Below are 20,139 nucleotides of genomic sequence, written 5' to 3'. Positions count from 1 at the left end.
CGCCCTGATTCTCCCTGTGAAAACGGCTTGATGCACATAGTGTGAACCAGCTTTTGCGCGCGGTCACTGAAAAACGCGCAATTAGATGCAAAAAATCGGCTAAACAGTAGTGATTTTCATTGAAAAACCGCCCAAATGAGGGCGGTTCTTCTTATCACTTCGACTTAGGCGAGATTCACACCCAATGCCTTGGCGATGCCTTCGCCGTAGGCCGGGTCGGCCTTGAAGAAGTACTGCAACTGGCGCTGAATCACCTCTTCGCTGACGCCCGCCATGGTGCCGGCGATGTTGTTGATCAGCAGCGTCTTCTGCTCTTCGCTCATCAGGCGGAACAGTGCACCGGCGTGGCTGTAGTAGTCGTTGTCCTCACGATGGTCGTGGCGATCCGCTGCGCCGCTAAGGGCCAGTGCGGGTTCGGCGTGGCGTGGCGATTGCTTCGGCGCATCAGCGTAGCTGTTGGGCTCGTAGTTCGGCGCACCGCCGTAGCTGCCCATGGCCATCGAACCATCGCGCTGGTAGCTGTTCACCGGGCTGCGTGGCGCGTTCACCGGCAGCTGCTGGTGGTTGGTACCCACACGGTAGCGATGTGCGTCAGCGTAAGCGAACACGCGGCCTTGCAGCATGCGGTCAGGCGACAGGCCGACCCCCGGGACCATGTTGCTCGGGCCGAACGCCGCCTGTTCCACTTCGGCGAAGTAGTTCAGCGGATTGCGGTTGAGCTCCAGCACACCGACTTCTATCAATGGGTAGTCCTTCTGCGACCAGGTCTTGGTCACGTCGAACGGGTTCTCGTCGCGAGCGGCTGCCTCGGCCTCGCTCATCACCTGGATGCACACGGTCCAGCGCGGGAAGTCGCCACGCTCGATGGCCTCGAACAGGTCACGCTGGGCGTAGTCCGGGTCGGTACCGGCCAAGCGTGCTGCATCGGCCGGGGCCAGGTTCTTGATGCCTTGCTGGGTCTTGAAGTGCCATTTGACCCAGGTGCGCTCGCCTTGGGCATTGATCAGGCTGTAGGTGTGGCTACCGAAGCCGTGCATGTGCCGGTACCCGTCCGGGATACCGCGGTCAGAGAACAGGATGGTGACCTGGTGCAGTGCTTCGGGCGAGTGCGACCAGAAGTCCCACATCATCTGGGCGTTCTTCAGGTTGGTTTGCGGGTGGCGCTTCTGGGTGTGGATAAAATCCGGGAACTTGAGCGGGTCGCGGATGAAGAACACCGGGGTATTGTTGCCAACGATGTCCCAGTTGCCTTCCTCGGTGTAGAACTTCACCGCAAAGCCGCGTGGGTCACGCTCGGTATCCGCCGAGCCGCGCTCGCCGCCAACCGTAGAGAATCGCAGGAAGGTCTCGGTCTGCTTGCCGATCTGCTCGAACAGCTTGGCGCTGGTGTACGAAGTGATATCGCGGGTGACGGTGAAGGTACCGTAGGCACCCGAGCCTTTGGCATGCACACGGCGCTCAGGGATGTTCTCACGGTTGAAGTGGGCGAGCTTCTCGATCAGGTGGAAGTCGTCGAGCAGCAGCGGGCCGCGTGGGCCGGCGGAGCGGGAATTCTGGTTGTCAGCTACAGGTGCACCGCTGGCGGTGGTAAGAATCTTGCTCATGGGCTCTCCTTATCGGTCTTCAGGCGCCGGCTAAACGGCTTGAGAAGGAGTATCGACGAGCGATTGCTTCAGAACAAATTCATTACATGACTTGTATCAATAGAAATAAACAATACCTGCAGACACAAAAAACCGGGCACTAGGCCCGGTTCTTTGTAGCAGACAGAACGTCTTACTCAGCAGCTTCTACAGCACCGCCGACCGGACGATCAACCAGCTCGACGTACGCCATAGGCGCGTTGTCGCCAGCGCGGAAACCGCACTTCAGGATGCGCAGGTAGCCGCCCTGACGGGTGGCGTAACGCTTGCCCAGGTCGTTGAACAGTTTGCCAACAGCGGACTTCGAACGGGTACGGTCGAAGGCCAGACGACGGTTAGCAACGCTGTCTTCCTTGGCCAGGGTGATCAGCGGCTCGGCAACGCGGCGCAGTTCCTTGGCTTTCGGCAGGGTGGTTTTGATCAGCTCGTGCTCGATCAACGACACTGCCATGTTCTGGAACATAGCCTTGCGGTGAGAGCTGGTACGGCTCAGGTGACGTCCACTTTTACGATGACGCATGATTCATTCCTTACCAAACACTACGTTCGGTGATTACGACGATCAGGCGGTCGCCTTGTCGTCTTTCTTAAGACTTGCAGGCGGCCAGTTGTCGAGGCGCATGCCGAGAGACAGACCACGAGAGGCCAGAACGTCCTTGATTTCAGTCAGGGACTTCTTGCCAAGGTTAGGAGTCTTCAACAGCTCTACTTCGGTACGCTGAATCAGGTCGCCGATGTAGTAGATGTTCTCCGCCTTGAGGCAGTTGGCCGAACGTACAGTCAGTTCCAGGTCGTCAACCGGGCGCAGCAGGATCGGATCGATCTCGTCTTCCTGCTCGACTACGACAGGCTCACTGTCACCTTTGAGGTCGACGAACGCGGCCAGCTGCTGTTGCAGGATGGTCGCAGCGCGGCGGATAGCCTCTTCAGGATCCAGGGTGCCGTTGGTTTCCAGATCAATGACCAGCTTGTCCAGGTTGGTACGCTGTTCAACACGGGCGTTCTCGACCACATAGGCGATACGACGCACCGGGCTGAACGAAGCGTCCAGCTGCAGACGGCCAATGCTACGGCTTTCGTCTTCGTCGGTTTGACGGGAGTCAGCCGGCTCGTAACCACGACCACGAGCTACGGTGAGCTTCATGTTCAGGGCGCCGTTGGACGCCAGGTTCGCGATTACGTGATCGGGGTTGACGATCTCGACATCGTGATCCAGCTGAATATCGGCAGCGGTAACCACCCCCGAACCCTTTTTCGACAAGGTCAGCGTAACTTCGTCACGACCGTGCAGTTTGATAGCCAGGCCTTTCAGGTTCAACAGGATTTCAATTACGTCTTCCTGAACACCTTCGATCGCGGAGTACTCATGGAGTACGCCATCGATCTCGGCCTCGACTACTGCACAGCCAGGCATGGAGGACAACAGGATGCGGCGCAGCGCGTTGCCCAGGGTATGGCCGAAACCACGCTCGAGAGGCTCGAGCGTAATCTTGGCGCGGGTCGGACTGACTACCTGCACATCAATATGGCGGGGAGTCAGGAACTCATTTACCGAAATCTGCATGGATGCACCTATTTTCTAGCCCTTACTTGGAGTAGAGCTCGACAATCAGGTTTTCGTTGATGTCGGCAGACAGATCGCCACGAGCAGGAACGTTCTTGAAAACGCCCGACTTCTTAGCGGAATCTACGTCTACCCACTCAACGCGGCCACGCTGGGCGCACAGTTCAAGGGCTTGAACAATGCGCAGCTGGTTCAGCGACTTCTCGCGAACCGCGACCACGTCACCCGGACGAACTTGGTAGGATGGAATGTTTACAGTCTTACCGTTGACGCTGATCGCTTTGTGCGAAACCAGCTGACGGGATTCGGAACGAGTCGAACCGAAGCCCATACGGTAAACGACGTTATCCAGACGGCACTCGAGCAGTTGCAGCAGGTTTTCACCAGTTGCGCCTTTTTTCGAGGCAGCAGCTTGGTAGTAACCGCGGAACTGACGCTCCAGAACACCGTAGATACGACGGACTTTTTGTTTCTCGCGCAGCTGGGTACCGTAGTCGGACTGACGGCCACGGCGCTGGCCGTGGATACCTGGGGCTGCTTCGATGTTGCACTTCGATTCCAGAGCGCGAACGCCGCTCTTCAGGAACAGGTCGGTGCCTTCACGACGAGACAGTTTGCATTTTGGACCAATGTAACGTGCCATTCTTCTGTCTCCTGATTACACGCGACGCTTCTTCGGCGGACGGCACCCGTTGTGCGGGATTGGCGTCACGTCGGTGATGCTGGCGATCTTGTAGCCGCAGCTGTTCAGTGCACGAACGGCGGATTCACGACCTGGACCTGGACCCTTGACGTTGACGTCGAGGTTCTTCAGACCATATTCCAGCGCAGCTTGACCAGCACGCTCAGCAGCAATCTGGGCTGCGAACGGGGTGGATTTGCGCGAACCACGGAAACCCGAACCACCGGAAGTAGCCCAGGACAGTGCGTTGCCCTGACGGTCGGTGATGGTCACGATGGTGTTGTTGAAAGAAGCGTGGATGTGGGCGATGCCATCAACCACTGTCTTTTTGACTTTCTTACGAGGACGAGCAGCAGGTTTTGCCATGTCTATATTCCTGGGCGATTACTTGCGGATCGGCTTACGCGGGCCCTTACGGGTGCGTGCGTTGGTCTTGGTGCGCTGACCGCGAACCGGCAGACCTTTACGATGACGCAGGCCGCGGTAGCAACCCAGGTCCATCAAGCGTTTGATCTTCATGTTGATGTCACGACGCAGGTCACCTTCGGTGGTGAACTTCGCGACTTCGCCACGCAGGGTTTCGATTTGCTCGTCGCTCAGATCCTTGATCTTTGCGGCTGGGTTGACACCAGCGTCTGCACAGATCTTCTGTGCAGTTGTGCGACCGACACCATAGATGTAGGTCAGCGAGATAACAGTATGCTTGTTATCTGGAATGTTGACGCCTGCAATACGGGCCATTCAGTGGGACTCCAATTGACAGCTACCTACGCCCCGGAAGCCAAGAAATAGGGCGCGAGATAATATCGCTGTAGAAACGAATAATCAACCCAGCAGCACACTAGCTGCTGGGTTTGAAGCGCAGATCACACTCAGCCTTGGCGCTGTTTGTGACGCGGTTCCGCGCTGCAGATCACTCGTACGACGCCTTCGCGACGGATGATCTTGCAGTTACGGCACAGCTTTTTCACCGATGCACGAACTTTCATTACCGACTCCTCGAACCTTAGGGGCGTATCAGCGCAGCAGACCGCTGCCGCCGTAGCCTTTCAGGTTGGCTTTCTTCATCAGGGATTCGTACTGGTGCGAAACGAGGTGCGATTGTACTTGGGACATGAAGTCCATCACAACCACTACCACAATCAGCAACGAGGTCCCGCCAAGGTAGAACGGCACATTTGCTGCCACCACCAGGAACTGGGGCAGAAGGCAGACGGCCATCATGTAAAGAGCACCGAACATGGTCAGACGAGTCAGAACGCCATCAATGTAGCGTGCGGACTGCTCACCAGGACGGATACCCGGAATAAAGGCACCGGACTTCTTCAGGTTTTCCGCTACGTCTTTCGGGTTGAACATCAACGCTGTGTAGAAGAAGCAGAAGAAAATGATCCCTGCACTAAACAGCAGAATGTTCAACGGCTGACCAGGAGCGATCGACTGCGAGATGTCCTGCAGCCAGCCCATACCTTCGGACTGACCGAACCAGGCACCCAGCGAAGCCGGGAACAGCAAAATGCTGCTCGCGAAAATGGCCGGGATTACCCCCGCCATGTTCACCTTCAGCGGCAAGTGGCTGGTCTGCGCAGCGAAGACCTTGCGGCCCTGCTGACGCTTGGCGTAGTGAACGGCGATACGACGCTGACCACGCTCAATGAACACCACGAAACCGATGATCGCTACTGCAAGCAAACCGATTGCGACCAGGGCGAAAATGTTGATATCGCCTGTGCGTGCAGACTCGAAAGACTGCCCGATTGCTCTCGGAAGACCGGCAACGATACCTGCGAAGATCAACATCGAGATACCGTTGCCCACACCGCGCTCGGTGATCTGCTCGCCCAGCCACATCATGAACATCGCGCCTGCCACGAAGGTGGAGACAGCAACGACATAGAAGCCGAGACCTACAGAAAACGCCACGCCCTGGTTGGCCAGGCCAATGGACATGCCAATGGCTTGAACCAGTGCCAGGATAACGGTGCCGTAGCGGGTGTACTGGCTGATCTTGCGACGGCCAGCTTCACCTTCCTTCTTCAACTGTTCCAGTTGCGGGCTGACCGCCGTCATCAGCTGCATGATGATCGATGCCGAGATGTACGGCATGATCCCCAGTGCAAAGATGCTCATGCGCTCAAGCGCGCCACCGGAAAACATGTTGAACAAGCTAAGAATGGTCCCCTCATTCTGCCGAAACAGATCCGCCAGACGGTCTGGATTGATGCCAGGAACCGGGATATGCGCACCTATCCGATAGACGATGATCGCCATGAACAGAAAGCGCAGACGAGCCCAGAGTTCCGACATCCCGCCCTTACCGAGCGAAGAGAGAGCACCTTGCTTAGCCATTTATTCCTCGAACTTGCCGCCAGCTGCTTCGATAGCCGCACGCGCACCCTTGGTGGCTGCGATGCCCTTGATGGTGACTGCGCGAGTGACTTCGCCAGACAGCATGATTTTCACACGCTGTACGTTCTGGCCAATCACGTTGGCGTCCTTCAGGGACTGTACGGAAACCACGTCGCCTTCCACTTTAGCCAGCTCGGACAGACGCACTTCAGCGCGATCCATGGCTTTCAGGGAAACGAAGCCGAACTTCGGCAGACGACGGTGCAGCGGCTGTTGACCGCCTTCGAAGCCAGGAGCGATCGAACCACCGGAACGGGAGGTCTGACCTTTGTGGCCACGGCCGCCGGTCTTACCCAGACCGCTACCGATACCACGACCTGGACGATGCTTCTCGCGACGGGAACCCGGCGCTGGACTCAGATCATTGAGTTTCATCGATTAACCCTCGACCTTCAACATGTAGTAAGCCTTGTTGATCATCCCGCGGTTCTCGGGAGTATCCTGGACTTCTACAGTGTGACCGATGCGACGCAGACCCAGACCTTTAACGCACAGTTTGTGGTTAGGCAGGCGGCCCGAGACGCTCTTGATCAGCGTTACTTTTACGGTTGCCATGATTAGAAGATCTCCTCAACGCTCTTGCCGCGCTTGGCAGCAATGGACTCAGGAGATTGCATGGCTTTCAGACCCTTGAAGGTGGCGTAAACCACGTTCACTGGGTTGGTCGAACCGTAGCACTTGGCCAGGACGTTCTGAACACCAGCAACTTCCAGGACGGCACGCATGGCGCCGCCGGCGATGATACCGGTACCTTCCGAGGCAGGCTGCATGTAAACCTTCGAGGCGCCGTGGGCAGCCTTGGTGGCGTACTGCAGGGTGGTGCCCTTCAGGTCAACCTGGATCATGTTGCGACGAGCAGCTTCCATGGCTTTCTGGATCGCAGCAGGTACTTCGCGCGACTTGCCACGGCCGAAACCAACGCGACCCTTGCCATCACCAACCACGGTCAGCGCGGTGAAGGTGAAGATACGGCCGCCTTTAACGGTTTTAGCTACGCGGTTAACTTGAACCAGCTTCTCGATGTAGCCTTCGTCGCGCTTTTGATCGTTATTTGCCATAACTTAGAACTCCAGCCCGCCTTCACGAGCAGCATCAGCCAGCGCTTTGACGCGGCCGTGGTACTTGAAGCCGGAACGGTCAAAGGCAACTTGAGATACACCGGCGGCTTTCGCACGCTCAGCTACCAGCTTGCCAACCTTAGTGGCCGCGTCGATGTTGCCAGTGGCGCCATCACGCAGGTCTTTGTCCAAGGTCGAGGCGCTTGCCAGAACCTTGCTGCCGTCGGCCGAAATGACCTGGGCGTAGATGTGCTGCGAGGAGCGGAACACGCACAGGCGCACGACTTCGAGTTCGTGCATCTTGAGGCGTGCTTTGCGAGCGCGACGCAGTCGAATAACTTTTTTGTCGGTCATTTGCTAGGCCCTACTTCTTCTTGGCTTCTTTACGACGGACTGCTTCGTCCGCGTAACGCACACCCTTGCCTTTGTAAGGCTCTGGCGGACGGAACCCGCGGATTTCAGCGGCCACCTGACCTACCAGCTGCTTGTCGATACCCTTGATCAGGATGTCGGTCTGGCTAGGAGTTTCAGCGGTGATGCCGGCTGGCAGTTCGTAGTCCACTGGGTGAGAGAAGCCCAGGGCCAGGTTCAGGATTTCGCCTTTGGCCTGCGCCTTGTAACCAACACCGACCAGCTGGAGCTTGCGCTCGAAGCCTTGGCTTACGCCTTGGACCATGTTGTTCACCAGAGCGCGGGTGGTACCGGCCATGGCGCGAGCTTGCTGGTCACCGTTGCGAGCGACGAAACGCAGCTCACCAGACTCTTCGGTAACTTCAACAGACGAGTGAACGTTCAGTTCGAGAGTGCCTTTGGCACCCTTCACCGAAAGCTGCTGGCCGGCGAATTTGACTTCGACGCCAGATGGCAGCTTAACGGGGTTCTTAGCGACGCGAGACATGCCTATCTCCCCTTAGAACACTGTGCACAGAACTTCGCCGCCGACACCGGCAGCGCGCGCAGCGCGGTCAGTCATCACACCTTTGTTGGTGGAGACAATAGACACGCCCAGACCGCCACGAACTTTCGGCAGGTCGGTGACGGCCTTGTACTGGCGCAGGCCAGGACGGCTGGAACGCTTCAGTTCCTCGATGACCGGACGGCCTTCGAAGTACTTCAGTTCGATCGACAGAGAAGGTTTGGCTTCACCAGTTACCTGGTAGCCAGCGATGTAACCTTCGTCCTTCAGAACTTTGGCAACCGCGACCTTCAGCGTAGAGGAAGGCATGCTTACGACGGACTTTTCAGCCATCTGGGCATTACGGATGCGAGTTAGCATGTCCGCTAACGGGTCCTGCATACTCATGGGCTAGATGCTCCTGATACAAGAATAATTAGCCTTGCGGCTATAAAAACCACCCAAACGGGCAGGGTAAAAAACCCAGGCTCGGGTGAGCCGGTCATTCTAGACACAAGGCGGAAACGAAACAAGCCCCACGAGGGGGCTTGTTTGTTGGCGAGGTCACCGGCGGTCGGAAGATCGCTCCCCTTCCACCGGGATCACACCTGCAGCGATTACCAGGAGGCTTTGACCAGGCCTGGTACGTCGCCGCGCATTGCAGCTTGACGCAGCATGTTACGGCCCAGGCCGAACTTACGGTATACACCGTGAGGACGACCGGTCAGGCGGCAACGGTTGCGCAGACGCGCAGCGCTGGCATCACGTGGCTGCTTCTGCAGAGCGACAACGGCAGCGAAACGCTCTTCTGGAGAGGCGTTCATGTTGACGATGGTCGCTTTCAGTTCAGCACGCTTTTTGGCGAACTTGGCTACCGTGAGCTGACGCTTCAGCTCGCGGTTTTTCATGCTCTTCTTGGCCATTTTCCTACTCCAATCAGTTGCGGAACGGGAATTTGAATGCACGCAGCAGAGCGCGGCCTTCGTCATCCGAACGAGCAGTGGTGGTCAGGGTGATGTCCAAACCGCGCAGAGCATCGATCTTGTCGTAATCGATTTCCGGGAAGATGATCTGCTCTTTCACGCCCATGCTGTAGTTGCCACGGCCATCGAAGGACTTGGCATTCAGGCCGCGGAAGTCGCGAACCCGTGGCAGGGAGATCGCCAGCAGGCGGTCCAGGAATTCGTACATCTTGTCGCTACGCAGGGTCACCTTGACGCCGATCGGCCATCCCTCACGGACTTTGAAGCCCGCGATGGATTTACGAGCGAAAGTCACGACCGGCTTTTGACCGGTGATCTTTTCCAGGTCGGCTACAGCGTGCTCGATGACTTTCTTGTCGCCGATCGCTTCGCCCAGACCCATGTTCAGGGTGATCTTGGTAACGCGCGGAACTTCCATCACGTTCGACAGCTTAAGTTCTTCCTTAAGCTTAGGAGCGATTTCGTTCCGGTAAATCTCTTTCAGTCGTGCCATGGTCTTCTACCTAGCAGTGTTCAAGCATCAACCGCTTTTTGGGTCGACTTGAAGACACGAATTTTCTTACCGTCTTCTACTTTGAAACCAACGCGGTCAGCCTTGTTGGTTTCGCCATTGAAGATGGCAACGTTGGAAGCGTGCAGAGGCGCTTCTTTTTCGACGATACCGCCCTGAACGCCCGCCATCGGGTTAGGCTTGGTATGACGCTTAACCAGGTTCACGCCACCGATGACCAGACGGTCATCAGCCAGAACCTTCAGCACCTTACCGCGCTTACCTTTGTCTTTGCCGGCGATCACGATGATCTCGTCGTCACGACGAATCTTTTGCATGTCGGATCTCCTTACAGCACTTCAGGGGCGAGCGAGACGATCTTCATGAACTTCTCAGTACGAAGTTCACGGGTCACTGGCCCGAAGATGCGAGTGCCGATCGGCTCTTGCTTGGTGTTCAGCAGAACAGCAGCGTTGCCGTCGAAACGAATGATGGAACCGTCAGCGCGACGTACACCGTGACGGGTACGGACGACAACAGCAGTCATCACCTGGCCTTTTTTGACCTTACCGCGCGGAATTGCTTCCTTGACGGTTACTTTGATGATGTCACCGATGCCGGCGTAACGGCGGTGCGAGCCGCCGAGCACCTTGATGCACATGACGCGACGAGCGCCGCTGTTATCGGCCACATCGAGCATGGATTGAGTCTGAATCATAAAATTTCTCCGACCCCTAGCCCTTAGACTTCAACAGCGCGTTCGAGGACTTCAACCAGTGCCCAGGACTTGGTCTTGGCCAGCGGACGGGTTTCACGGATGGAAACCTTGTCGCCGATTTTGCACTGGTTGGATTCGTCGTGCGCGTGCAGCTTAGTCGAACGCTTAACGTATTTACCGTAGATCGGGTGCTTTACGCGACGCTCGATCAGAACGGTGATGGTCTTGTCCATTTTGTCGCTGACGACACGGCCAGTCAGCGTACGGACGGTTTTTTCAGCTTCAGCCATGATCACTTACCTGCCTGCTGGTTAAGCACAGTTTTCACGCGAGCGATGTCACGCTTAACTTGCGAGAGCAGGTGCGACTGCCCCAACTGGCCAGTTGCTTTCTGCATACGCAGATTGAACTGGTCGCGCAGCAAGCCGAGCAGTTGCTCATTCAGTTGCTGTGCAGATTTTTCACGAAGTTCATTCGCTTTCATCACATCACCGTCCGCTTAACAAAGGAGGTGGCGAGAGGCAGCTTTGCAGCAGCCAGGGCGAAAGCTTCGCGCGCCAGCTCTTCAGAAACACCCTCGATCTCGTACAGGACTTTGCCTGGCTGGATCTGGGCAACCCAGTATTCCACGGAGCCCTTACCTTTACCCATACGAACCTCGAGAGGCTTCTTGGAGATCGGCTTGTCCGGGAACACACGGATCCAGATCTTACCGCCACGCTTAACGTGACGGGTCAGCGCACGACGTGCGGACTCGATCTGGCGAGCGGTGAGGCGACCGCGAGCAACAGCTTTCAGGGCGAATTCGCCGAAGCTGACTTTGCTACCGCGCAGTGCCAGACCACGGTTGTGGCCAGTCATCTGCTTGCGGAATTTTGTACGCTTTGGTTGCAACATTTGGCGTACCCCTTACTTAGCAGCTTTTTTACGAGGCGCTGGTGCTTGTGGTTTCAGTTCTTCTTGGCGACCACCAATAACTTCGCCTTTGAAGATCCAAACCTTCACACCGATCACACCGTAAGTGGTGTGAGCTTCGTAGGTGTTGTAGTCGATATCGGCACGCAGGGTGTGCAGAGGCACACGACCTTCGCGATACCACTCGGTACGAGCAATCTCAGCACCGCCGAGACGACCGCTCACCTGGATCTTGATGCCCTTGGCACCAATACGCATGGCGTTCTGTACGGCGCGCTTCATGGCGCGACGGAACATTACGCGGCGTTCCAGCTGCTGAGCTACGCTCTGCGCAACCAGCATAGCGTCGAGTTCCGGCTTGCGGATCTCTTCGATGTTGATGTGCACAGGCACACCCATCTGCTTGGTCAGGTCCTGACGCAGCTTCTCGACATCTTCACCTTTCTTCCCGATAACGATACCTGGACGAGCGGTGTGGATGGTGATGCGTGCAGTTTGAGCCGGACGATGAATATCGATACGGCTTACGGACGCGCTTTTTAGTTTGTCTTGGAGGTACTCACGCGTTTTCAGATCCTTCAACAGGTAATCTGCGTAAGTAGCACCGTCTGCGTACCAGACGGAGGTGTGCTCCTTGACGATTCCCAGGCGAATGCCAGTGGGATGTACTTTCTGACCCATCTGATCGACTCCGTTACTTGTCCGCAACCTTGACAGTGATATGGCAAGACCGCTTGACGATGCGATCAGCACGGCCTTTGGCACGTGGCATGATGCGCTTCAGCGAACGCCCTTCGTTGACGAAGACGGTGGAGACCTTCAGGTCATCAACGTCTGCGCCTTCGTTGTGTTCGGCGTTGGCTACGGCCGACTCGAGGACTTTCTTCATGATTTCAGCGGCTTTTTTGCTGCTGAAGGCCAACAGGTTGAGCGCTTCGCCCACCTTCTTCCCGCGGATCTGGTCGGCGACCAAGCGGGCTTTCTGGGCGGAGATGCGAGCGCCCGACAACTTAGCGGCTACTTCCATTTCCTTACCCCTTAACGCTTGGCTTTCTTGTCAGCCACGTGCCCGCGATAGGTGCGGGTACCGGCGAACTCGCCCAGTTTGTGGCCGACCATGTCTTCGTTCACGAGAACTGGGACATGCTGGCGACCGTTGTGAACCGCGATGGTCAGACCGACCATTTGTGGCAGGATCATCGAGCGACGCGACCAGGTTTTAACTGGCTTGCGATCGTTCTTCTCCACCGCCACTTCGACCTTCTTCAACAGGTGAAGATCGATAAAAGGACCTTTTTTCAGAGAACGTGGCACTGTCGTATCCCTCTAGTTACTTGCGACGACGGACGATCATGTTGTCGGTACGCTTATTACCGCGGGTCTTCGCACCCTTGGTTGGGAAGCCCCATGGCGATACCGGATGACGACCACCGGAGGTACGACCTTCACCACCACCATGTGGGTGGTCAACCGGGTTCATGGCAACACCACGAACGGTTGGGCGAACGCCGCGCCAGCGTTTGGCACCAGCTTTACCCAGCGAACGCAGGCTGTGCTCGGAGTTCGAGACTTCGCCCAGGGTCGCACGGCACTCAGCCAGGACTTTACGCATTTCACCAGAGCGCAGACGCAGGGTCACGTAGACACCTTCGCGGGCGATCAGCTGAGCCGAAGCACCAGCGGAACGTGCGATCTGAGCACCTTTACCCGGCTTCAGTTCGATGCCGTGAATGGTGCTACCTACTGGGATGTTGCGCAGCTGCAGGGAGTTACCGGCCTTGATTGGGGCCAGGGCACCTGCGATCAGCTGGTCGCCAGCGCTCACGCCTTTAGGGGCGATGATGTAGCGACGCTCACCGTCTGCGTAGCACAGCAGGGCGATGTGAGCAGTACGGTTTGGATCGTATTCGATACGCTCGACAGTGGCTGGGATGCCATCTTTGTCGTTGCGACGGAAGTCGACCAGACGGTAATGCTGCTTATGACCACCACCAACGTGACGAGTGGTAATGCGGCCATTGTTGTTACGACCACCAGACTTCGATTTTTTCTCGATCAGCGGTGCGTGAGGAGCGCCTTTGTGCAGCTCCTTGTTGACCACCTTGACCACGAAACGGCGGCCAGGGGAAGTCGGTTTGCATTTAACGATTGCCATGATGCACCCCTTCCTTACTCAGCACTGCTGCTGAAATCGAGATCTTGGCCTGGCTGAAGGGAGACGATCGCCTTCTTCCAGTCATTACGCTTGCCCAGACCACGTGCGGTACGCTTGGTTTTACCCAGAACGTTAACAGTCGACACGTTTTCAACTTTTACGTTGAACAGGCCTTCGACAGCTTTCTTGATTTCCAGCTTGGTTGCATCGGTAGCAACCTTGAATACGAACTGGCCTTTTTTCTCAGCCAGAACGGTAGCCTTCTCGGAAACGTGCGGGCCAAGGAGGACTTTAAATACGCGTTCCTGGTTCATCCCAGCAGCTCCTCGAATTTCTTCACGGCCGAGACGGTGATCAACACCTTCTCGTATGCGATCAGACTGACCGGGTCGGAACCTTGAACGTCACGTACGTCGACGTGCGGCAGGTTGCGAGCAGCCAGGTACAGGTTCTGATCAACAGCGTCGGAAACGATCAGTACGTCGTTCAGACCCATGCCGTTCAGCTTGTTCAGCAGATCTTTGGTTTTCGGCGCTTCAACAGCGAAGTCCTGAACCACGACCAGACGGTCGCTACGCACCAGCTCAGCGAGGATGGAGCGCAGGGCTGCGCGATACATCTTCTTGTTGAGCTTCTGCGAGTGATCTTGAGGACGAGCTGCGAAGGTTACACCACCGCCACGCCAGATCGGACCACGGGTGGTACCAGCACGAGCACGGCCAGTACCCTTCTGACGCCATGGGCGCTTACCGCCACCAGCCACGTCGGAACGGGTCTTCTGCTGCTTGGTGCCCTGACGGCCGCCGGCCATGTAGGCCACGACTGCTTGGTGTACCAGCGTCTCGTTGAATTCGCCACCGAAAGCCAGTTCGGAAACTTCGATCGCCTGAGCGTCATTTACATTAAGTTGCATGTCAGTATCCCCTTAACCGCGAGCCTTGACAGCTGGACGTACAACCACGTCGCCGCCAGTAGCGCCAGGAACGGCACCCTTGACGAGCAGCAGGTTGCGCTCAGCGTCTACGCGAACTACTTCCAGGGACTGAACAGTCACGCGCTCGGCGCCCATGTGACCGGACATTTTCTTGCCCTTGAACACACGACCAGGAGTCTGGCACTGGCCGATGGAACCTGGGACACGGTGCGACACGGAGTTACCGTGGGTGTTGTCCTGGCCACGGAAGTTCCAGCGCTTGATGGTACCGGCGAAGCCTTTACCTTTGGACTGACCAGTAACGTCAACCAGCTGGCCTGCAGTGAAGAGTTCAGCTTTGATCGAGTCGCCAGCCTGGAACTCGCCTTCTTCAAGACGGAACTCCCAGACACCGCGACCAGCGGCAACGTTGGCCTTGGCGAAGTGACCTGCCTGAGCGGCAGTCACACGCGAAGCACGACGCTCGCCGACAGTGACTTGCACTGCACGGTAGCCATCGGTTTCTTCAGTTTTGAACTGGGTGACACGATTCGGCTCGATCTCAATGACCGTGACCGGAATGGAGACACCTTCTTCGGTGAAAATGCGGGTCATACCGCACTTGCGACCGATTACACCAATAGTCATGTTGTAAACCTCATGAGTGTACGGGGCTTTCACCCGCTATGGCCGCCCATTTCAGAGCGTTACACGACTAGACCGAAGTCTTAGCCGAGGCTGATCTGTACTTCCACACCTGCCGCCAGATCAAGCTTCATCAGCGCGTCAACGGTTTTATCCGTTGGCTGGACGATGTCCAGAACACGCTTATGAGTGCGAATCTCGTACTGGTCACGCGCGTCTTTGTTGACGTGCGGGGAGACCAGAACGGTGAAACGCTCTTTGCGGGTAGGCAGTGGAATTGGACCACGCACTTGTGCACCAGTACGTTTCGCGGTTTCCACGATTTCCTGGGTGGATTGGTCGATCAGGCGATGGTCGAAAGCCTTCAACCTGATACGGATTTGCTGATTTTGCATTGGATTTCAGACTCCAGGCTGTTCCCAACGGACGCACTACGCCCGCTAAAAGGAGGCGTGATTCTATAGACGCCCCAATTTAGTGTCAACCCAATAAAAAAAACCCCCGCTGAGCGGGGGTTTTTTCAATCGGTCGAGTGATTACTCGATGATTTTGGCTACGACGCCGGCGCCGACGGTACGACCGCCTTCACGGATAGCGAAGCGCAGACCGTCTTCCATTGCGATGGTCTTGATCAGGGTAACAGTCATCTGAATGTTGTCACCTGGCATTACCATTTCAACGCCTTCCGGCAGTTCGCAGTTACCGGTCACGTCAGTGGTACGGAAGTAGAACTGAGGACGGTAGCCTTTGAAGAACGGAGTGTGACGGCCGCCTTCTTCCTTCGACAGAACGTAGACTTCTGCGGTGAACTTGGTGTGCGGCTTGACCGAACCTGGCTTGACCAGAACCTGGCCACGCTCAACGTCGTCACGCTTGGTACCACGCAGCAGAACGCCGCAGTTCTCGCCAGCACGACCTTCGTCCAGCAGCTTGCGGAACATCTCAACACCGGTGCAGGTGGTGGTGGTGGTGTCACGCAGACCAACGATTTCCAGCGGATCCTGAACGCGGACGATACCACGCTCGATACGGCCGGTAACAACGGTACCACGACCCGAGATCGAGAATACGTCTTCGATCGGCATCAGGAATGGCTGGTCGATGGCACGAACTGGCTCAGGGATGTAGGCATCCAGAGTTTCTACCAGCTTCTTGACAGCGGTAGTACCCATTTCGTTGTCGTCTTTGCCTTCCAGCGCCATACGAGCCGAACCGATGATGATCGGGGTGTCGTCGCCTGGGAAGTCGTAGGTGGACAGCAGGTCGCGAACTTCCATCTCGACCAGTTCCAGCAGCTCAGCGTCGTCTACCAGGTCAGCCTTGTTCAGGAAGACCACGATGTACGGAACGCCAACCTGACGGGACAGCAGGATGTGCTCACGGGTTTGTGGCATCGGACCATCGGCGGCCGAGCAAACCAGGATCGCGCCGTCCATCTGGGCAGCACCGGTGATCATGTTCTTCACGTAGTCAGCGTGACCTGGGCAGTCAACGTGAGCGTAGTGACGAATGTTCGAGTTGTACTCGACGTGAGCGGTGTTGATGGTGATACCGCGCGCTTTTTCTTCTGGAGCCGAGTCGATCTTGTCGAACTCAACGACGGCCGAACCGAAAACTTCGGAGCAGACGCGAGTCAGAGCTGCGGTCAGAGTGGTCTTACCGTGGTCAACGTGGCCGATAGTGCCGACGTTAACGTGGGGAAGGGAACGATCAAATTTTTCTTTAGCCACGACAGTGAACTCCTAGCCTAAAGGGGCTGAATCAGCCTTGTTTTTTAATGAGAGCTTCGACGATGTTCGACGGAGCTTCAGCGTATTTCGAGAATTCCATGGAGTAGCTTGCGCGACCCTGAGACATGGAACGAACGTCGGTTGCGTAACCGAACATCTCTCCCAGCGGTACCTCAGCAGTGATTACCTTGCCGGACACCGAGTCTTCGTTACCCTGGATCATCCCACGACGACGGCTCAGGTCACCCATCACGTCACCCAGGTAATCTTCCGGGGTTACAACTTCGACCTTCATGATCGGCTCAAGCACCACGCCACCGCCCTTCTGGGCCAGTTGCTTGGTCGCCATCGAAGCAGCGATCTTGAACGCCATTTCGTTGGAGTCGACGTCGTGGTACGAACCGTCGAATACCGTAGCCTTCAGGCCGAGCAGCGGATAGCCGGCAACAACGCCGTTCTTCATCTGCTCTTCGATACCCTTCTGGATCGGGGCGATGAATTCCTTAGGAATCACACCACCAACGACTTCGTTGGTGAACACCAGACCTTCGGTGATGTTGCCCTTCTCGTCGACGTCTGGCTCCGAGAAACGGATCCAGCAGTGACCGAACTGACCACGACCACCCGACTGACGAACGAACTTACCTTCGATTTCGACGTTGGACTTGGTGATCTTCTCGCGGTACGAAACCTGCGGCTTGCCGACGTTGCACTCGACGTTGAACTCGCGCTTCATGCGGTCAACGAGGATGTCCAGGTGCAGCTCACCCATACCGGAGATGATGGTCTGGCCGGTTTCTTCGTCGGTCTTGACGCGGAACGACGGGTCTTCCTGGGCCAGCTTGCCCAGTGCGATACCCATCTTCTCCTGGTCAGCCTTGGTCTTCGGCTCTACGGAGAGCGAAATCACCGGCTCAGGGAAGTCCATACGCTCAAGGATGATCGGCTTGTCGGCGTTGCACAGGGTGTCACCGGTGGTGACGTCCTTCATGCCGATCAGAGCAGCGATGTCGCCTGCACGTACTTCCTTGATCTCTTCACGCTGGTTGGCGTGCATCTGCACCATACGACCAACGCGCTCTTTCTTGCCCTTGACCGAGTTGATGACGGAGTCACCGGAGGTCAGGAAGCCCGAGTAGACGCGAACGAAGGTCAGAGTACCCACGAACGGGTCGGTGGCAATCTTGAACGCCAGGGCCGAGAACGGCTCGTTGTCGTCAGCAGGACGCTCGTCGTACTGCTCTGCAGTGACTTCATCCTTCGGCACGTCGATCAGATCAGGGTGGATACCCTTGATCGCAGGGATCTCGGTTGGCGCAGGCAGGAAATCAATAACGGCGTCGAGAACCAGGGGAACGCCCTTGTTCTTGAACGAAGAACCGCAGACAGCAGGAACGATCTCGCTCGCCAGGGTACGGGCGCGCAGACCAGCCTTGATGTCTTCGACGGACAGGTCACCTTCTTCAAGGTACTTGTTCATCAGCTCTTCGTTGGCCTCGGCAGCAGCCTCGACCATGTTGCTGCGCCATTCGTTGGCCAGGTCCACCAGCTCAGCAGGAATCTCTTCCTCGCGGTAGGTAGTACCTTTGTCGTCGTCGTTCCAGTAGATGGCTTTCATCTTGATCAGGTCAACCTGACCCTGGAAGTCGTCTTCCGCACCGATAGCCAGCTGGACCGGAACCGGGGTGTGACCCAGACGGTTCTTGATCTGACCGATAACGCGCAGGAAGTTGGCACCAGCACGGTCCATCTTGTTCACGTAGACAACACGTGGAACGCCGTACTTGTTGGCCTGACGCCATACGGTTTCGGACTGTGGCTCAACGCCGGAAGTACCGCAGAACACAACGACCGCGCCGTCGAGTACACGCAGCGAACGCTCTACTTCAATGGTGAAGTCAACGTGGCCGGGGGTATCGATGACGTTTACGCGGTAGTTGTCGTACTGACCACGGGAACCTTTCCAGAAGGTGGTAACGGCAGCGGAGGTAATGGTGATACCGCGCTCCTGCTCCTGCACCATCCAGTCGGTGGTCGCGGCGCCGTCATGCACCTCGCCCATCTTGTGGCTCAGACCTGTGTAGAACAGGATCCGCTCGGTAGTGGTGGTCTTGCCCGCGTCAACGTGGGCACAGATACCGATGTTACGGTAGCGGTTAATTGCTGTAGTACGAGCCATAAAGCCCTCGCAAAATGATTGATGCTTGAATTAGAAGCGGTAGTGCGAGAACGCTTTGTTGGCTTCAGCCATACGGTGCACGTCTTCACGCTTCTTGACTGCAGCACCTTTGCCTTCGGCAGCATCCAGCAGTTCGCCGGCCAGGCGCAGAGCCATCGACTTCTCGCCGCGCTTGCGGGCGTAGTCTACGAGCCAGCGCATTGCCAGAGCGTTACGACGGGATGGACGAACTTCAACCGGAACCTGGTAAGTGGCACCGCCTACACGGCGGGACTTAACTTCGACCAGCGGAGCGATGGCGTCGAGAGCTTTCTCGAAGATTTCCAGGGGGTCGCTGTTCTTGCGTGCTTTGACGGTATCCAGGGCACCGTAAACGATGCGCTCGGCTACGGCCTTCTTGCCGCTTTCCATCACGTGGTTCATGAACTTGGCGAGGATCTGGGATCCGTACTTCGGATCGTCAAGGATCTCACGTTTTGCTGCTACACGACGTCTTGGCATGATAAGCCCTCAAACGGTCTTCAGGTTAGCCCGGGACGTGGGTCTTCGACCCCTGCCCGACCTTACTCTTATCGACTCAAAAAAATGGAAGTCTGCAAACGGCCGATTACTTCGGACGCTTGGTACCGTACTTCGAACGACCCTGGTTACGGCCTTTAACGCCCGAAGTATCCAGAGAGCCGCGAACGGTGTGGTAACGAACACCTGGCAAGTCTTTTACACGGCCGCCACGGATCAGGACGACGCTGTGCTCTTGCAGGTTGTGGCCTTCACCGCCGATGTACGAGGAAACCTCGAAACCGTTGGTCAGACGCACACGGCATACTTTACGCAGTGCCGAGTTAGGTTTTTTCGGCGTGGTGGTGTACACGCGGGTGCACACGCCACGACGCTGCGGGCAGTTCTGCAGCGCAGGAACGTCGGACTTCTCGACCGAACGCTTGCGCGGCTGACGTACCAGCTGGTTGATAGTTGCCATCTACTAGCTCCACTGATTGTCTTGCGACTCTATTGTCTTGCAAGAAAGCCAAAAATTGGCGAGACGGAGCCTCACCAAATTTAAGGGTACAAAAGTCTACGGAGGATCTTGCACCCAGTCAAGACGAGGCCCCGGCCCTCCTCGCCCGATCATCGGCAACATTTCATGTCACCGATGACCG

At 56.8% G+C, this 20,139-nt stretch carries 33 protein-coding genes; all 33 read right to left on the bottom strand.

Going from position 1 to position 20,139, the window contains the following annotated elements; translation table 11 throughout:
* Positions 1–164 precede the first annotated feature (164 nt).
* A complete protein-coding gene (locus C2H86_RS14620; RefSeq protein WP_159408683.1) occupies positions 165–1,604 on the bottom strand; it encodes a catalase in 1,440 nt (479 codons plus the stop codon).
* A 172-nt stretch (positions 1,605–1,776) separates the two neighbouring features.
* A complete protein-coding gene (rplQ, locus tag C2H86_RS14615) occupies positions 1,777–2,163 on the bottom strand; it encodes a 50S ribosomal protein L17 (protein WP_003255451.1) in 387 nt (128 codons plus the stop codon).
* 42 nt (positions 2,164–2,205) lie between these two features.
* Positions 2,206–3,207, bottom strand: coding sequence for a DNA-directed RNA polymerase subunit alpha (locus C2H86_RS14610; RefSeq protein WP_003255452.1), 1,002 nt, complete (start codon positions 3,205–3,207; stop codon positions 2,206–2,208).
* 22 nt (positions 3,208–3,229) lie between these two features.
* The gene (gene rpsD / locus C2H86_RS14605; protein ID WP_027917844.1) at positions 3,230–3,850 is read right to left on the bottom strand and encodes a 30S ribosomal protein S4; all 621 of its coding nucleotides are present in this window, start codon (positions 3,848–3,850) and stop codon (positions 3,230–3,232) included.
* A 15-nt stretch (positions 3,851–3,865) separates the two neighbouring features.
* Entirely contained in the window at positions 3,866–4,255 is a 390-nt protein-coding gene (rpsK, locus tag C2H86_RS14600) for a 30S ribosomal protein S11 (protein ID WP_003255454.1), read from the bottom strand.
* An 18-nt stretch (positions 4,256–4,273) separates the two neighbouring features.
* Positions 4,274–4,630 (bottom strand): 30S ribosomal protein S13, encoded by a 357-nt coding sequence (rpsM, locus tag C2H86_RS14595; RefSeq protein WP_003255457.1) that lies wholly within the window; start codon positions 4,628–4,630, stop codon positions 4,274–4,276.
* 131 nt (positions 4,631–4,761) lie between these two features.
* Positions 4,762–4,878 carry a 50S ribosomal protein L36 gene (gene rpmJ / locus C2H86_RS14590; protein WP_002555468.1) on the bottom strand — a complete coding sequence of 39 codons (117 nt, stop codon included), beginning with the start codon at positions 4,876–4,878 and terminating at the stop codon, positions 4,762–4,764.
* Between the two features lie 28 nt (positions 4,879–4,906).
* A complete protein-coding gene (gene secY / locus C2H86_RS14585) occupies positions 4,907–6,238 on the bottom strand; it encodes a preprotein translocase subunit SecY (RefSeq protein WP_016393394.1) in 1,332 nt (443 codons plus the stop codon).
* Positions 6,239–6,673: a 50S ribosomal protein L15 gene (rplO, locus tag C2H86_RS14580; RefSeq protein WP_023382625.1), complete on the bottom strand. Its 435-nt coding sequence runs from the start codon at positions 6,671–6,673 to the stop codon at positions 6,239–6,241.
* A 3-nt stretch (positions 6,674–6,676) separates the two neighbouring features.
* Complete coding sequence (gene rpmD / locus C2H86_RS14575) at positions 6,677–6,853, bottom strand: 50S ribosomal protein L30 (RefSeq protein ID WP_003255463.1); 177 nt, start codon at positions 6,851–6,853, stop codon at positions 6,677–6,679.
* Positions 6,854–6,855: 2 nt separating this feature from the next.
* A complete protein-coding gene (rpsE, locus tag C2H86_RS14570) occupies positions 6,856–7,356 on the bottom strand; it encodes a 30S ribosomal protein S5 (RefSeq protein WP_003255465.1) in 501 nt (166 codons plus the stop codon).
* Between the two features lie 3 nt (positions 7,357–7,359).
* A complete protein-coding gene (rplR, locus tag C2H86_RS14565; RefSeq protein WP_003255467.1) occupies positions 7,360–7,710 on the bottom strand; it encodes a 50S ribosomal protein L18 in 351 nt (116 codons plus the stop codon).
* A gap of 10 nt (positions 7,711–7,720) precedes the next feature.
* A complete protein-coding gene (rplF, locus tag C2H86_RS14560) occupies positions 7,721–8,254 on the bottom strand; it encodes a 50S ribosomal protein L6 (protein WP_103448762.1) in 534 nt (177 codons plus the stop codon).
* A 12-nt stretch (positions 8,255–8,266) separates the two neighbouring features.
* Complete coding sequence (rpsH, locus tag C2H86_RS14555; protein ID WP_003255471.1) at positions 8,267–8,659, bottom strand: 30S ribosomal protein S8; 393 nt, start codon at positions 8,657–8,659, stop codon at positions 8,267–8,269.
* A gap of 209 nt (positions 8,660–8,868) precedes the next feature.
* Positions 8,869–9,174, bottom strand: coding sequence for a 30S ribosomal protein S14 (rpsN, locus tag C2H86_RS14550; protein WP_159408682.1), 306 nt, complete (start codon positions 9,172–9,174; stop codon positions 8,869–8,871).
* A 13-nt stretch (positions 9,175–9,187) separates the two neighbouring features.
* Positions 9,188–9,727 carry a 50S ribosomal protein L5 gene (gene rplE / locus C2H86_RS14545; protein WP_003255474.1) on the bottom strand — a complete coding sequence of 180 codons (540 nt, stop codon included), beginning with the start codon at positions 9,725–9,727 and terminating at the stop codon, positions 9,188–9,190.
* Between the two features lie 20 nt (positions 9,728–9,747).
* Complete coding sequence (gene rplX / locus C2H86_RS14540) at positions 9,748–10,062, bottom strand: 50S ribosomal protein L24 (protein ID WP_003255476.1); 315 nt, start codon at positions 10,060–10,062, stop codon at positions 9,748–9,750.
* 11 nt (positions 10,063–10,073) lie between these two features.
* Complete coding sequence (gene rplN, locus C2H86_RS14535) at positions 10,074–10,442, bottom strand: 50S ribosomal protein L14 (RefSeq protein WP_008089810.1); 369 nt, start codon at positions 10,440–10,442, stop codon at positions 10,074–10,076.
* A gap of 23 nt (positions 10,443–10,465) precedes the next feature.
* Positions 10,466–10,732: a 30S ribosomal protein S17 gene (gene rpsQ, locus C2H86_RS14530; RefSeq protein WP_008089812.1), complete on the bottom strand. Its 267-nt coding sequence runs from the start codon at positions 10,730–10,732 to the stop codon at positions 10,466–10,468.
* A gap of 2 nt (positions 10,733–10,734) precedes the next feature.
* Positions 10,735–10,926 carry a 50S ribosomal protein L29 gene (rpmC, locus tag C2H86_RS14525; protein WP_002555481.1) on the bottom strand — a complete coding sequence of 64 codons (192 nt, stop codon included), beginning with the start codon at positions 10,924–10,926 and terminating at the stop codon, positions 10,735–10,737.
* Positions 10,926–11,339: a 50S ribosomal protein L16 gene (gene rplP / locus C2H86_RS14520; RefSeq protein WP_003255479.1), complete on the bottom strand. Its 414-nt coding sequence runs from the start codon at positions 11,337–11,339 to the stop codon at positions 10,926–10,928. Before rplP ends, rpmC begins: the two co-directional genes overlap by 1 nt.
* Positions 11,340–11,351: 12 nt before the next feature.
* Positions 11,352–12,038, bottom strand: coding sequence for a 30S ribosomal protein S3 (gene rpsC / locus C2H86_RS14515; protein WP_003255481.1), 687 nt, complete (start codon positions 12,036–12,038; stop codon positions 11,352–11,354).
* 13 nt (positions 12,039–12,051) lie between these two features.
* Positions 12,052–12,384 carry a 50S ribosomal protein L22 gene (gene rplV / locus C2H86_RS14510; protein ID WP_003103908.1) on the bottom strand — a complete coding sequence of 111 codons (333 nt, stop codon included), beginning with the start codon at positions 12,382–12,384 and terminating at the stop codon, positions 12,052–12,054.
* Positions 12,385–12,395: 11 nt separating this feature from the next.
* Positions 12,396–12,671, bottom strand: coding sequence for a 30S ribosomal protein S19 (rpsS, locus tag C2H86_RS14505; RefSeq protein WP_003255482.1), 276 nt, complete (start codon positions 12,669–12,671; stop codon positions 12,396–12,398).
* A 16-nt stretch (positions 12,672–12,687) separates the two neighbouring features.
* Entirely contained in the window at positions 12,688–13,512 is an 825-nt protein-coding gene (gene rplB / locus C2H86_RS14500; RefSeq protein WP_003255483.1) for a 50S ribosomal protein L2, read from the bottom strand.
* Between the two features lie 14 nt (positions 13,513–13,526).
* Positions 13,527–13,826: a 50S ribosomal protein L23 gene (gene rplW / locus C2H86_RS14495; RefSeq protein WP_003255484.1), complete on the bottom strand. Its 300-nt coding sequence runs from the start codon at positions 13,824–13,826 to the stop codon at positions 13,527–13,529.
* The gene (gene rplD, locus C2H86_RS14490; protein WP_027917846.1) at positions 13,823–14,425 is read right to left on the bottom strand and encodes a 50S ribosomal protein L4; all 603 of its coding nucleotides are present in this window, start codon (positions 14,423–14,425) and stop codon (positions 13,823–13,825) included. Before rplD ends, rplW begins: the two co-directional genes overlap by 4 nt.
* Before the next feature lie 12 nt (positions 14,426–14,437).
* Positions 14,438–15,073 (bottom strand): 50S ribosomal protein L3, encoded by a 636-nt coding sequence (rplC, locus tag C2H86_RS14485; RefSeq protein WP_027917847.1) that lies wholly within the window; start codon positions 15,071–15,073, stop codon positions 14,438–14,440.
* Between the two features lie 80 nt (positions 15,074–15,153).
* The gene (gene rpsJ, locus C2H86_RS14480; RefSeq protein ID WP_003186070.1) at positions 15,154–15,465 is read right to left on the bottom strand and encodes a 30S ribosomal protein S10; all 312 of its coding nucleotides are present in this window, start codon (positions 15,463–15,465) and stop codon (positions 15,154–15,156) included.
* A gap of 141 nt (positions 15,466–15,606) precedes the next feature.
* Positions 15,607–16,800, bottom strand: coding sequence for an elongation factor Tu (gene tuf / locus C2H86_RS14475; RefSeq protein WP_010951775.1), 1,194 nt, complete (start codon positions 16,798–16,800; stop codon positions 15,607–15,609).
* 31 nt (positions 16,801–16,831) lie between these two features.
* Positions 16,832–18,979 (bottom strand): elongation factor G, encoded by a 2,148-nt coding sequence (fusA, locus tag C2H86_RS14470; protein ID WP_159408681.1) that lies wholly within the window; start codon positions 18,977–18,979, stop codon positions 16,832–16,834.
* 30 nt (positions 18,980–19,009) lie between these two features.
* Positions 19,010–19,480, bottom strand: a complete 471-nt coding sequence (gene rpsG, locus C2H86_RS14465) for a 30S ribosomal protein S7 (RefSeq protein WP_003246741.1) — start codon at positions 19,478–19,480, stop codon at positions 19,010–19,012.
* 106 nt (positions 19,481–19,586) lie between these two features.
* The gene (rpsL, locus tag C2H86_RS14460; protein ID WP_003255492.1) at positions 19,587–19,958 is read right to left on the bottom strand and encodes a 30S ribosomal protein S12; all 372 of its coding nucleotides are present in this window, start codon (positions 19,956–19,958) and stop codon (positions 19,587–19,589) included.
* Positions 19,959–20,139 lie beyond the last annotated feature (181 nt).

The organism is Pseudomonas putida (genome assembly GCF_009883635.2).
GTDB lineage: Bacteria > Pseudomonadota > Gammaproteobacteria > Pseudomonadales > Pseudomonadaceae > Aquipseudomonas > Aquipseudomonas putida_W.
Note: the sequence above shows the minus strand (reverse complement) of the source record. Positions and strands in the feature narration are given on the sequence as shown.